The organism is Xanthomonas sp. 4461 (assembly GCF_024806475.1).
GTDB classification, from domain to species: domain Bacteria; phylum Pseudomonadota; class Gammaproteobacteria; order Xanthomonadales; family Xanthomonadaceae; genus Xanthomonas; species Xanthomonas arboricola_F.
In genome coordinates, this window is record NZ_JANTYV010000005.1 from 331,077 (window position 1) to 344,976 (window position 13,900).

The window sequence follows — 13,900 nt, forward strand, 5'->3', positions numbered from 1 at the left end:
GCCTGCAGGCATTGCCGTTATCGGGCGATGGCTTGCGATGGCGAGTGAGGCGTCGGCAGCGAGCACCGGGTCGTTGTGGCAGCCGACGGCGGTGTCTGACGTTCCAGACCCGGCGCAGGGCCGCTGCATCGCGTAGCAGCCCTGCGTACATCATCGGATGTAGCGTCAGTCCCAGCCCGTGGATGGGCGAGTTACAGCTTCATGTTCAAGCCAAGATAGAGCTGGCGCCCTGCCGCTGGCGAAAACATCGGCTGTGCCTGCGTCCAGAAGAAGCTGTCGTACCACACGTAGGCGTACTCGCGGCCGGTGGCGTTGCGGACCTGCAGATCCACGCTCCAGGCGGGGTTGATGGTGTATCTGGCGGTGAGATCCAGGGTGGCGAAGCCGCCGTACTTGCCGGCCACGTTGCGCTCTTCCAGGTAGTAATCGCCTTGCGCGCGGCCCTGCATACCCAGGCGCAGCGCAGCGGTCGGGCGGTACTCGACGCCGATGTTGCTGATGTAACGCGGCGTTGCGGCCACTTCGCGGCCGACCAGCGACACGCTGGCATCGCGGTCGTCGCGTTCGATCTTCGCTTCCTGATACGCGTGCGATGCCCATAGCGTCCACCTGTCGCCCAGCTGCGCATTGATCTGCGCATCCACGCCACGCCGGCGTGTCTTGCCCAGGGTGACGGTGGTGCCGGTGGCGGGCATGTTGGAGACTTCGTTGGCCGCGTCCTGTTGCCACACCGCGATGCGCGCCTGGCTCCCATGGAACGGGCTGAATTTCATGCCCAGCTCCATGCCGGTATTGGTGGACGGGCGCACGTCTGGCTGCCCGGCGGTGAGGTAAGCCGGCGCAGTGGAGCCGGTCAGCACCTGGAAGCTGCGGCCCCAGTTGGCATAGACGTTGGTGGTCGGGGTGAAGGCGTAGACCACGCTCAGTTTCGGCTGCTCGATGGTGCCGTAGCGCTGCAGCGGTGCGCGCACGCCGCCGGGCAGTTGGGTGTGGCCATCGAAGCGGTCCACGCGGTAGGCCGGCACGATCTTCAGCGCCTCGATCGGCTGATAGATCGCCTGCACGTAGGCGCCCCAGTTGTCGAAGGTATGGCGGTCGTCGTTCTGGATGCGTGCCGGGGCGGCGTTGAAATTGGTGGGCTCGGCGTAGCTGAAGCGCTCGCGTCGGTAGGCGTTGTCCTGATGTTCGTAGTTGACGCCGCCTTCCAGGGTGAGCGTGTCGCTGCTGCGCCAGGTCAGCGTGTTGAGCATGCCGACCTGGGTCTCGTCCCAGATGCGGCGCTGGCGGGGCGCGTTGCCGGTGGGCAGGTCGCTGAAGGTCACCTGGCGGTCGTCCAGATAGCGGTTGTAGTAAAGCCTGGTGCCTAAAAACAGTCCTTCCGCCAGCTTCAGGTCCATATGGACGCCAACCTGGCGCATGTCGCGGTCGTCGCCGTCGTTGCGGTTGCGCAGGTCCGAGCTGCGACGGTCTGCCTGCATTTCCGCTGCGGTCATGAAGCCGGGTTCGTCGGCCTGGTTGTGATAGACGCGTGCGGTCAGGCCGATGCGCATGCCGTCGTCGAGGCTGCCGTAGAACCATTTGCCGCCCAACGCATATTTGCTGGAGGTGTCGTGCTCACGGTAGCCATCGGAGGCCTGCACGCCGACGAAATAGTTCTGCGCAAACCCGTCGCGTTCGCGGCCCACGGCCAGCTGCCCATCGCGGGTGTTGAAGCTGCCGTAGGTCAGGCGCGCGTCGGTGTAATTGCCGCCCTGACGCGTGCCGAAATTGATGTTGCCGCCGATGTTGTGCAAGCCGTAGCGCGGATCATTGGTGCCGCGCACCACCTCGATGTAGCTGATTTCCAGCGGGAACAGCATGTCGATGAAGCGCTGGTTGCCGCTGTTGACGTTGCTGGGAATGCCGTCGATCAGCGTCTTGATCGCATTGAGGTAACCCTCGCCGTTGAAGGCGCGAAAGCTGACCTTGCCCGATTCGGCGCCCTGCCGGGTTTCGGTGAGCTGGATACCGGGCATCTGCCCGAGCAGCTCCCAGCTATAGGACACGTTCTTGTCTTCGATCTGGTCGGCGCCCAGCACGTCCACCGAGGTCAGCACCTGATGCGCGGTGAGTTGGCCTTCGCCATGTTGGTGGACATCGACCTTGCCGAGCGTCAGCGCCGAATCGGACGACTGCGCACGCGCTTGGGCGGCAAACAGGATGGCAGCCACTGCCGCCACGAGAATCTGGATCTTCATGGATCGAACGACACCGATGCGAAGGAGCTGATCACCCCATGTGTCAGCCAATGCAATATTATAACATATGTGACGTACGTCGCCGGCGGCTGGCTGAAGCCGGTAGCGCAGCGTGCCCTGTACGCCCGTCTGGGCGGTTGGTGCGTCGAGCACGCGCTTTGCTTGAGCGCGTTGCCCGGTCAGCCGGGCATGCGCGCTGCGCGTTCGCGCAGCCATTTGGTCGCGACCCACTTTTCGCCGGCCAGCACCGGGGCGCCGGCATGCAGGCTACGTGTCATCGGATGCGGGCGGTCGTAGCTGAAAAACACCGCATTGCCCTTGATCGCGGCAATCTCCAGATGCACATCGGGAAAGCGCGTGGCCCCGCCGCGGTCGGGTGTGTTGAGGTACATCACCATCGAGGCGACGCGTTGCCCGCCTGCCTGCAGCAACACTGGCGTGCCCGCTGCGTCGGGGTCGAAGTAATCGTAGTGCGGCTGATATTCGGCGCCGGTGCTGTAGCGCAGAACCTGCAAGCCTTCGCCGTGATCCACCGGCCAGTCGAGCAGGCGGGCGATACGCGCTTCGATGCGTTGACAGAGCGCATCCTGCCCGAGTTGCAGACACATGCTGTCGCTGGTGCGCGCGGCATGCACCACCTGCGTGCCGTTGGCGTTGTCCACGGTGCGTGAGCGCGCAAGGCGTGGCTGCGCCAGTGCGATCAATGCATCGCATTCGGCATCGGACAGAAAACCACCCAGCACCATCACGCGCGGCAAGCGCATGCGCATCAACACGCGCACCTGACGATCGCCCAGATCCAGCAGCGCGGCATCGCTGTCGTGCAGCAGCGCCGGCACGCGAACCGGCAGCGGCAATCCATGTGTCTGCGCATGCTGCTGGATGTGCGCACGCACCAGCGCTTCGACTGCATCGATGGCGTCCTGTTCGTCCCAGCCACGATCCAGCAGCGGTTGCAGTGCTTGTTCGGGCGGCTGGCCGGCCAAGGCCTGCGCCACGATCCAGTCGGCCAGGGCGGTGGGGATATCGGTGAGTTTCATCCCGCTACAGTGCATGCCAACGTGTGGCAGCTATATGTCAAATGTGTCGTGGTAAGACAAATGCAACAGACGGCCCCTATAAAGGTGACGGGGATCTTGAACGTGCTCGCCACTGCAGTGAGCGGAACGCTACCAATTCTTGACGACTCCTCTTCATACCGGACCTTTTGACCTGGAGATCAGCCGCATGTCCGTTCGCAATAGCAGCAAGACACTTCTCATGACCTTTGGCACCGCGCTGGCGTTGTCCGCTTGCGGTGGCGGTGCAGACCGTGTCGCCTCGCCCGGCGAAGGCGCGTTTCCGCCCGCACCGGCACCGACCCCGGCGCCCACGCCTGCACCAACGCCGGCTCCGACACCGACGCCGACCGGCCCGGCCGCGGATTGCCCGAGCGGTTTTTCCAACGTCGGCACCATCGCCAACAACACGCTGCGTGCCTGCCAGTTGCCGGAGACCATCACCGGCAACCTGGTGGTGCCCGCGCGCGCCGGTACCGCGTATTCGATCAGCGGCCGCGTCAACGTCGGTACCGACCGCGGCGGCGACGCCACTGCGCCGGCGGCCGGCAGCGCGCAGGGCGTGCTGACCATCGAGCCGGGCACGACCCTGTACGGCTCGTCGGGCAGCGACTACATCGTGGTCAATCGCGGTTCGCAGATCTTCGCCGAAGGCAGCGCCAGTGCGCCGATCGTGTTTACCGCGCGTCAGGCGCTGGAAGGCCAGGTCAACGCGAACACCATCGGTCTGTGGGGTGGCATCGTGGTGCTGGGCCGTGCGGCGATCAACAACTGCCCGGGCACCACCGTGTCCGGTACGCCGCAGTGCCAGGCGCAGGTCGAAGGCACCAACGCGTTCTATGGCGGCAATAGCGCTACCGACAACAGCGGTTCGATGCGCTATTTGCGCGTGATGTATTCGGGCTTCGAAATCTCGCCCAACAACGAGCTGCAGGGCATCACCCTGGCCGGCGTGGGCAGCGGCACGCGTCTGGATTACGTGCAGATCCACAACAGTTCCGACGACGGCATCGAGTGGTTCGGCGGCACGGTCAACGGCAGCCATATCGTGATCACCGGCGCCGACGACGATTCGCTGGATACCGATGCAGGTTGGAGCGGCGCATTGCAGTTCGGCATCGTGGTACAGCGCGCCGGAGGCGGCGACCGCATGAACGAGTGGAGCAGCCTGCGTCGCCAGCCGTATTCGCGCCCGAAGGTGGCCAACTTCACCTACGTGGGCAATGCGCGCGCCGGTGCGGCGATCATGCTCAATCAGGGTACCCAGGCCGCGTTCTACAACTCGGTCTTCACCCGTCCCGCCGGCGGCACCGGCGATGGCCTGGTGTGCTTGAACATGGCCGATACCGACACCGCAGGCACCTTCCACTCGGTGTTCTTCGCCTGCCCGACGGCGTTCGGCAGCGACCCGCGTGCGGCCAGCCAGTTCGCCGCCGGTACCAACAATGTCGCCAACGGGGTGTCGACCTTGCAGAACACCTTCGTCAACGGCGCCAACGAAACCGCAGTGCCGGCGTTCCAGGGCCTGAACGGGGTGAGCAGTTTCTTCCAGCAGGTGAATTACATCGGTGGCGTGCGTGATGCCAACGACACCTGGTGGCAGGGCTGGAGCTGCGGCCTGACCGCCGATCGCCCCTGCTGAGGCACGGCATCGCACGGCGGCCAGCGCGCCGCCGTGCGATGCGTCCAGCTTCATCTTTCCGTTGTCAGGGCTCCCACGATGCGAACCTTCGCTGTCGCCCGTCTTTCGCGGACGGGCCTGTCTCTTTCCATTTCCACCTTGCTGCTGTCCGGCGCCGCCATGGCGCAGTCGACCGGCAGTGATGCCGCCGGCGGCAGCAGCAGTTCCAGTGCGGCCGCCATTGCGCCCAAGCAACTCGACCAGGTCGTGGTGCGCGGCGAATACATTCCCGAACCGATGCTGCAGACCTCCGAAGTGGCCTCGTTCGTCACCCGCGAGGACATGGAGCGCACCGGCGACAGCAGCGCCGCGGTGGCGCTGACGCGCGTCACCGGCCTGAGCCTGTCGCGCGGCAAATACGTCTACGTACGCGGTCTTGGCGAGCGCTACTCGTCGGCCTTGTTCAACGGCTCGCCGCTGCCCAGCCCCGAGCCGATGCAGCGTGTGGTGCCGCTGGATCTGTTTCCCAGCGACGTGCTGCAAAGCGTGACCGTGCAAAAAACCTATTCGGCCGATTATCCCGGCGAATTCGGTGGCGGCGTGATCGATCTGCAATCGATGACGGTGCCGGACAAGCCGTTCCTGTCGCTCACCGTGGGCGGCGGCGCCAATAGCGTCACTACCGGCGAGAAGGGCCTGACCTATTACGGCTCCGGCGATGACGAGTGGGGCTTTGATGACGGCGCGCGCAAGCAGCCGGGCGCATTGCGCGATGCCATCGCGAGCGGGCGCCGCGTGGACCTGGGCAATTTCTCGCGCGATGACATCCGCCGCATTGGGCGCAGCATGAACAACGCCAACCTGTATGTGCTGCAGGAAAAGGACAGCATCGACCCGGACGTCAACGTCGGCGGCAGCGCCGGCTACAGCATGGACATCGGCGAGGCCAAGCTGGGCATCCTGGCGGTGGCCAGCTACGACAACGAATGGCGCACGCGTACCGGCAAGCAGCAGGACGGCATCTTCGTCGGCGATGGCGTGGAATTCAATTCCAGCTACGACTTTGCGACCACGCGCAACAACGTGCGCACCAACGGCATGCTCGGCCTGGGTTGGGAATATGGCCGCCACAAGATCGGCTGGACCACCTTGTATGTACACGACAGCCTGAAGGTGGCGCGCAGCCGCGCCGGCCGCGACGAGCTGGCCGGATTCGATGTGCGCGACGACAACACCGAGTGGTATGCGCGTCAGTTGATCAACAATCAGCTGCTCGGCTCGCATACGTTCGGCGAATACGACGATCTCAGGATCGAGTGGCGCGCGGCGGTGGCCAATGCCAGCCGCGATGTACCGTACGAAACCGGCATCCGTTACGAGTTGCTCGACGGTTACTGGGCGCACGATGCCTCGCGCGTGCAGAACTACACACGCTTCAGCAAGGTCGACGACAAGGTCGCCAGCGGCGGCGTGGACGTGACCTGGCGGCTGCCGATCGAGCACGACCTCACCGTCAAGGGCGGGTTGGCGTATCTGGACAACGACCGCACCGCGTGGAGCCGCGAGTTCCGCTTTCTGGCGCTGGATGGCCCGTTGCCGTTCCTGAACCAGTATCAGCGCGTGGATTACCTGATCTCCGACTACAACCTCAGCAACGATCTGCTGCGGCTGCGCGAGACCACCGGCAGTTTCGGTGCGGCAGCCTACGACGCGACCTTGAAGGTCAAGGCGGCCTACCTGCAGGCAGAAGGCGAGATCGTGCCGACCCTGCGCGCCACCGTGGGCGTGCGTTATGAAGACGCCACCCAGGCGGTGCATCCGTACGACATCTTCAGCGGCGCACGCCAGGACAGCGTGGCACCGTTGCAGAACAGCTACGCGCTGCCATCGGCCACGGTGACCTGGAACTTTGCCGACAACCAGCAGCTGCGCTTCGGTGCGTCCAAGACGATCGCGCGTCCGCAATTCCGCGAAATGGCACCGCAGCAGTATCTGGACCCGGATATCGACCGGCAGTTCTTCGGTAATCCGTTCCTGATCGACAGCGAGCTGGTCAATCTGGATGCGCGCTACGAATGGTTCTTCGAGCCGGGCCAGTACGTCACCGTCGGCGCGTTCTACAAGAACATCGACAAGCCGATCGAAGCCATCGTCAACGACGCGCCCGGTGGCGGCATCGTGCAGAGCTTCATCAATGCGCCCAAGGCCACGTTGTACGGCATCGAGCTGGAAGCCAAGAAGTATCTGGACGTGCCGGTCGCGGCCGATTGGTGGGGCGACAAGCGCCTGTTCGTGTCCGGCAACTACACGCGCACCACGTCCGAGGTGAGCGCCAGTGCCGGCGATACCGTGCAGCCGTTCGGCTTCAGCGCACCGGTACAGGCCAACCTGTTCATTCGCGACGGCTCGGCGTTGCAGGGACAATCGGACGATATCGCCAACCTGCAGATCGGTGTGGAGAGCGAGAGCACGCACAGCCAGGCGACCTTGATCGCCAACTACGTCGGCGAGCGTATTTCTGCGCGTGGTCGCCCGGGTCAGCCAGATTACATCGACAAGCCTGGAACCTCGCTGGATCTGGTAATCAAGAAGGGCCTGGTGTGGTCTGGCGATACGCTCTCGGTGAACTTCGCCGCACGTAATCTGCTCAAGACCAAGTATCAGGAGTTCCAGCGCGTGGGCAGCAGCCGGGTCGATCTATACACCTACCAGCCCGGCATCAGCTATGACATCAGTGTGACAGCGCGTTTCTGATCCATCGGGCGCGTGTCGGATCGCAAACGCCCGCTGTGCTTCGGCATGGCGGGCGTTTGCGTTTTGCCGCATGTCGGTGTGTGTCGTCTGGTGTCATCGATTTCTTCGAACTGACACATTGCTGCCGCATTCTGTCATCCGATCGCAATCCTTCAGCCGGATGTCTGCTTTGAACCGCGCCTTGCCCTCGTTGACTACCGTCATGTCGTCGCATGCCGCACGCACGGCACTGGGCTGTGCGCTGGTCGGGTTGCTGGCACTGCAAGGGCTGCGTCTGCTGTGGTTGCTGATCACCCCGGTCGGTCCGGTTGGTCACGCACAGCCGGTCGCGGGCACGGCGTCGGAGTGGTCTGCATTGCGCCGCGACGTGTTCTATCGCAGCGTTGCCGACAGCAATAGCGATGGCGTGCTGCTGCACGGTGTGCGTGCGGGTGCTGCGCAGGCAGCGGCCTACCTGAGTCTCGGCGATGGCCGGCAGGGCGCCTACCGCGTCGGCGATACGGTGATGCCCGGCGTCGTGTTGCAAGCGGTCGCCGCCGACCACGTGCTGCTGCGGACCGGTAGCGGCGTGCGCCGACTGACATTGCTCGATGCGGCGCCGCAGGCGCCTGCGACAACGCCATCGTCAGCGAACACAGCCGCAGGTGGCGCATCGGGCGTGATGTCCAACGTGGGCAATGCGACGGCAGTAGCGGGCGCAACCGCGGTCGACCCGCAACAGCTGCTGAGCAGCGCCGGGCTGCGTGCAAGCGCGGACGGCAGCGGCTTCACCATCATGCCGCGTGGCGATGGCGCGCTGTTGCGCCAGGCCGGCCTGGCGGCAGGCGATGTACTGACCCAGATCAACGGCCGCACGCTCGATGCCGAACACCTGCGCGAGTTGCAGGACGAACTGCGCGATGGCCAGGCGGCCACGCTGACCTATCGCCGCGACGGCCAGACCCACACCACGACCTTGAAGCGCCCGCAATGATTGCTGCTCGCCCCATATGGCTGTTGTCGGCCACGTTGCTGTGCGTGTGCGCCGTGACACCAGCCGTCTCGCTGCAGGCCGCCGATGCGCCAGCAGTGCGGCTCCAGGACGTGGACCTGCGCGCCTTCATCCAGGATGTCTCGCGCGCCACTGGCATCACCTTCATCGTGGACACCCGCGTGCAGGGCACGGTCAACGTGGCGCGCGCGCAGGCGATGAGCGAAGCCGACCTGCTCGGCATGCTGCTGGCGGTGTTGCGCGCCAACGGCTTGATTGCGGTGTCCAGTGGTCCGTCGACCTATCGCATCATTCCCGACGATACCGCCGCGCAACAGCCGGGTAGTGCCGCCAGCGGCAATCTGGGGTTTGCCACGCAGGTGTTCACGCTGCAGCGGGTGGATGCGCGTAGCGCGGCAGAGATCCTCAAACCGCTGATCGGGCGCGGCGGCGTGATCATGGCGATGCCGCAGGGCAATGGCCTGTTGATAGCCGACTACGCCGACAACCTGCGCCGCATTCGCGGGCTGGTGACGCAGATCGATACCGATCGCGCGGCCATCGACACGGTGACCTTGCGCAATAGTTCCGCGCAGGAGCTGGCACGCACATTGACCTCGCTGTTTGGCCAGGCCGGCGAGCGCAGTGCGGTACTGTCGGTGTTGCCGGTGGACAGCAGCAATTCGTTGATCGTACGCGGCGACCCGGCGCTGGTGCAGCGGGTGGTGCGCACCGCGATGGATCTGGACGGGCGCGCCGAGCGCCGTGGCGATGTCAGCGTGGTGCGGCTGCAACACGCCAGCGCCGAGCAGTTGCTGCCGGTATTGCAGCAGCTGGTCGGGCAGACGCCGGGCAATGAGGCGCAAGCCGGGCAGGACACGCGCTCCACTGCCGTGGATGTGGCGGCAGCCGCTGGCACCGCACAGACCCAGGTGATCGCACCGGCTACCGGCAAGCGCCCGGTGATCGTGCGCTACCCCGGCTCCAACGCCCTGATCATCAATGCCGACCCGGAAACCCAGCGTGCCTTGATGGACGTGATCCGCCAGCTGGACGTGCATCGCGAGCAGGTACTGGTGGAAGCGATCGTGGTGGAGATTTCCGACACTGCGGCCAAGCGCCTGGGCGTGCAGCTGCTGCTGGCTGGCCGCAACGGCACCGTGCCGTTGATCGCCACGCAGTACAGCGGTGCAGCGCCGGGCATCGTGCCCCTGGCTGCGGCCGCCGCCGGCACGCGCAGCAATAATGGCGACGACGATTCGGTGCTGGAACAGGCGCGCAATGTGGCCGCGCAATCGTTGCTGGGACTGAGTGGCGGCCTGATCGGCCTGGCGGGGCAAAGCAACGATGCGGTGTTCGGCATGATCATCGATGCGGTCAAGAGCGATACCGGCTCCAATCTGCTGTCCACGCCATCGATCATGACGCTGGACAACGAGCAGGCGCGCATCCTGGTGGGCCAGGAAGTGCCGATCACCACCGGCGAAGTGCTGGGCGCGGCCAACGACAACCCGTTCCGCACCATCCAGCGTCAGGACGTGGGCGTGGAGCTTGAGGTGCGCCCGCAGATCAATACCGCCGGCGGCATCACGCTTGCGATCAAGCAGGAAGTCTCGGCAATTGCCGGGCCGGTCAGCGCGCAGTCCTCGGAGCTGGTGTTCAACAAGCGCCAGATCGAAACCCGCGTGGTGGTGGAAAACGGCGCCATCGTCGCGCTTGGCGGCCTGCTCGATCAGAACGACCGGCAGACCGTGGAAAAGGTACCGCTGCTCGGCGATGTGCCCGGGCTGGGCGCGCTGTTCCGGCACAAGTCGCGCAATCGCGACAAGACCAACCTGATGGTGTTCATCCGCCCGACCATCATCCGCGATGCGGCCGATGCGCAGCGCATGACCGCACCGCGCTACACCTATCTGCGCGATCGCCAGTTGGCCGATGGCGACCCGGAAGCCGCGCTCGATGCGTTGGTCCGCGATTACCTGCGCGCGCAGCCGCCGCAGTTGCCGGCTGGACCATCGCCGGCACCGGCAGCCACGCCTGCACCCGGCGCACGTCCCGTGCAGCGCTGATGCCATGGACACCGTGCGCGCCAGCATTTCCTATGCGTTCGCCAAGCGCCACGGCGTGGTGCTGCTCGGCAGCGACAGCGCCGCGCAGATCGGCCTACGCGAAGGCGGCGATGTGCAGGCCCTGATCGAGTTGCGGCGGGCGCTGGGCATGCCGTTGCAGGTGCGCACCTTGGTGCCGGCGGTGTTCGACCGGCACGTGTCGGAGATCTACGCCGATGCCGGCATGGAGCAGGGCGTGCAGGTCGAGGCGCTGGACCTGCACGGCAGCCTGGATTCGTTGATCGACGATATCCCCACTGCCGATCTGCTCGACAGCCAGGACGACGCGCCGATCATCCGCCTGATCAACGGCATCATCGCCGAAGCCGCGCGCCTGGGCGCCTCCGATGTGCATCTGGAGTCCTACGAATCGCGCTTGCGCGTGCGGCTGCGCGTGGATGGGGTGATGCGCGAAGCGGCCACCTTGCCCGGGCGCATCGCGCCGCTGCTGGTGTCGCGGGTCAAGGTGATGGCACGGCTGGATATCGCCGAAAAGCGCGTGCCGCAGGACGGCCGTGTGTCGCTGGTGATGGGCGCCAAGGCGCTGGACGTACGCGTGTCCACGCTGCCCACGCGCAACAGCGAGCGGGTGGTGCTGCGTATCCTGGACAAGGAGCAGGGCACCTTGTCGTTGACGCAGCTGGGCATGCCCGCGGCAGTGATGCACACCGTGCAGCGCGCATTGCAGGTACCCAATGGAATCGTGCTGGTGACCGGTCCCACCGGCTCGGGCAAGACCACCACCTTGTACGCCGCGCTGAGCCTGCTCAACGATGGCTCGCGCAATATCCTTACCGTCGAAGACCCGGTGGAATACGCCATCGACGGCGTCGGTCAGACCCAGGTCAACGCGCGGGTGGGCATGACCTTTGCCGCCGGTCTGCGCGCCATCCTCCGCCAGGACCCGGACGTGGTGATGATCGGTGAGATCCGCGATGCCGAGACCGCGCAGATTGCGGTGCAGGCCAGTCTCACCGGCCATCTGGTGCTGTCCACCGTGCACACCAACGATGCGGTGGGCGCGGTCACGCGCCTGCGCGATATGGGGATCGAACCGTTTCTGCTGGCCTCGAGCCTGCGCCTGATTCTGGCGCAGCGGCTGGTGCGGCGGCTGTGCCCGCAGTGCCGCGCGCCACGGCCATTGGATGCAGCCGCACGGCAGCTGCTTGCGGTCGATGACGGTGGCGGTGCGACGGTGTACGCCGCGGTCGGCTGCGCGGTGTGCCATCACAGCGGTTATGCCGGGCGCGTGGGCGTTTACGAAGCCATCGCGGTAGACGATGCGATGCGCCGATTGATCGGCGACAACGCCGACGAGGATGCGCTGGCAGCGGTCGCTTTCGCACGCGCGCCGCGGTTGGGCGACGCCGCACGCGCTGCCGTGCTGCAAGGGCTCACCACGCTGGAAGAAGCCTTGCGCGTCACCCGCCAGCAGGACGATGCGCATGCCGCGGTTTGATTACACCGTGCTCGATCTGCATGGGCGCAGCCGCCAGGGCGTGATCAGCGCCGACAGCGTGCACAGTGCGCGCGCGCAGCTGGAGCAGCGCCAGTGGGTGCCGGTGCGGGTCGACGCCGCTGCCGCTGCCGCCACCATGCGTGCGGCACGCTTCAGCGGCAAGGATCTGGTGTTGTTCACGCGCCAGCTTGCGACGCTGGTGGAAACCGCGCCCCTGGAAGAAGCCTTGCGCACCATCGGTACGCAATCGGAACGACGCGGCGTGCGCCGCGTCACCAGCCAGACCCATGGCCTGGTGGTCGAAGGCTTCCGCTTGTCCGATGCGATGGCCCGCCAGGGCAACGCATTTCCGCCGCTGTATCGCGCCATGGTCGCCGCGGGCGAAAGCGCCGGTGCCTTGCCGCAGGTGCTGGAGCGGCTGGCCGATCTGCTCGAGCGGCAGGCGCAGGTGCGCAGCAAGCTGCAGTCCGCCCTGGTCTACCCGGCCGCGTTGGCGCTGACGGCCGGTGCGGTGGTGATCGTGTTGATGACCTTCGTCGTACCCAAGGTAGTGGACCAGTTCGACTCGATGGGCCGCGCCTTGCCATGGCTGACGCGCGCGGTGATCGGTGTGTCCAACTTCCTGCTGCATGCCGGCGTTCCGCTACTGGTTGCGCTGGTGATTGCGGTCATCGCAGCGTTGCGTCTGCTCCGGCGCCCGGCGCTGCGGCTGGCTGCGGATCGCGCCATCCTGCGTGCGCCCTTGCTCGGCCGGTTGATCCGCGACCTCCACGCCGCACGCATGGCGCGCACCTTGGCGATCATGGTCAACAGCGGCCTGCCGCTGATGGAGGGGCTGATGATCGCCGCACGCACGGTCGACAACCGCGCCTTGCGGCTGGCCACCGACAGCATGGTCACCGCGATTCGCGAAGGCGGCAGTCTGGCCGCGGCGATGAAGCGCGCCGGCGTGTTTCCGCCGACGCTGCTGTACATGGCCTCCAGCGGCGAAAACAGCGGGCGCCTGGCGCCGATGCTGGAGCGCGCCGCCGATTACCTGGAGCGTGAGTTCGAATCGTTCACCAGCGCGGCGATGAGCCTGCTGGAGCCGGCCATCATCGTGCTGCTCGGCGGGGTGGTGGCGGTGATCGTGCTGTCGATCCTGTTGCCCATCCTGCAGTTCAACACCCTCGCGCTTGGCTGAGCGCGGCCGCTTTCTTCGGAGATCCCCATGCAGTCCACCCAGTGTCGTGCACGTGCCGGCTCGCCTGTCTCGCGCAGTGGCGTGCGCGGTTTCACCCTGGTCGAGTTGATGGTGGTGATCGTCATCATCGGCCTGCTGGCCACCGTGGTGATGATCAACGTGATGCCCAGCCAGGATCGCGCCATGGTCGAAAAGGCGCGCGCGGATGTTGCGGTGCTGGAACAGGCGCTGGAAACCTACCGACTGGATAACCTCACCTATCCGACCACCGAGCAGGGCTTGCAGGCCTTGCTCAGCCCGCCCAGCGGCCTGACCCGGCCCGAGCGCTATCGGCAGGGCGGTTATATCCGCCGGTTGCCTGAGGATCCATGGGGCCACGCGTATCAATACCGACGCCCGGGACGAACCGGTGGCTTCGACGTCTACTCCTTCGGTGCCGACGGCGCCGAAGGCGGCGATGCCGACAATGCCGACATCGGCAACTGGCGCTGAGGTGCCGCCGTGCTGACT

Annotated in this window: 9 protein-coding genes; 7 read left to right on the top strand and 2 right to left on the bottom strand. The window is 65.8% G+C overall.

Going from position 1 to position 13,900, the window contains the following annotated elements:
- Positions 1–191: 191 nt before the first annotated feature.
- Positions 192–2,237, bottom strand: a complete 2,046-nt coding sequence (locus FHY19_RS18250) for a TonB-dependent receptor (RefSeq protein ID WP_259167613.1) — start codon at positions 2,235–2,237, stop codon at positions 192–194.
- A 179-nt stretch (positions 2,238–2,416) separates the two neighbouring features.
- Positions 2,417–3,277 carry a 2OG-Fe(II) oxygenase gene (locus tag FHY19_RS18255; protein WP_259167614.1) on the bottom strand — a complete coding sequence of 287 codons (861 nt, stop codon included), beginning with the start codon at positions 3,275–3,277 and terminating at the stop codon, positions 2,417–2,419.
- A 187-nt stretch (positions 3,278–3,464) separates the two neighbouring features.
- Between FHY19_RS18255 and FHY19_RS18260 the strand changes: the two genes are divergently transcribed.
- From FHY19_RS18260 to gspG, 7 genes are all read left to right on the top strand, one after another.
- Positions 3,465–4,937: a hypothetical protein gene (locus tag FHY19_RS18260; RefSeq protein ID WP_259167617.1), complete on the top strand. Its 1,473-nt coding sequence runs from the start codon at positions 3,465–3,467 to the stop codon at positions 4,935–4,937.
- A gap of 78 nt (positions 4,938–5,015) precedes the next feature.
- A complete protein-coding gene (locus FHY19_RS18265) occupies positions 5,016–7,670 on the top strand; it encodes a TonB-dependent receptor (RefSeq protein ID WP_259167619.1) in 2,655 nt (884 codons plus the stop codon).
- A gap of 160 nt (positions 7,671–7,830) precedes the next feature.
- Positions 7,831–8,643, top strand: a complete 813-nt coding sequence (locus tag FHY19_RS18270) for a type II secretion system protein N (RefSeq protein WP_259167622.1) — start codon at positions 7,831–7,833, stop codon at positions 8,641–8,643.
- Entirely contained in the window at positions 8,640–10,709 is a 2,070-nt protein-coding gene (gspD, locus tag FHY19_RS18275) for a type II secretion system secretin GspD (protein WP_259167624.1), read from the top strand. The genes FHY19_RS18270 and gspD overlap by 4 nt, the downstream gene beginning before the upstream one ends.
- A 4-nt stretch (positions 10,710–10,713) precedes the next feature.
- Positions 10,714–12,207 carry a type II secretion system ATPase GspE gene (gene gspE / locus FHY19_RS18280; RefSeq protein WP_259167625.1) on the top strand — a complete coding sequence of 498 codons (1,494 nt, stop codon included), beginning with the start codon at positions 10,714–10,716 and terminating at the stop codon, positions 12,205–12,207.
- Complete coding sequence (gene gspF / locus FHY19_RS18285; protein ID WP_259167627.1) at positions 12,194–13,390, top strand: type II secretion system inner membrane protein GspF; 1,197 nt, start codon at positions 12,194–12,196, stop codon at positions 13,388–13,390. The genes gspE and gspF overlap by 14 nt, the downstream gene beginning before the upstream one ends.
- A gap of 27 nt (positions 13,391–13,417) precedes the next feature.
- Positions 13,418–13,882 (top strand): type II secretion system major pseudopilin GspG, encoded by a 465-nt coding sequence (gene gspG, locus FHY19_RS18290; RefSeq protein WP_259167628.1) that lies wholly within the window; start codon positions 13,418–13,420, stop codon positions 13,880–13,882.
- The last annotated feature ends 18 nt before the right edge of the window (positions 13,883–13,900 follow it).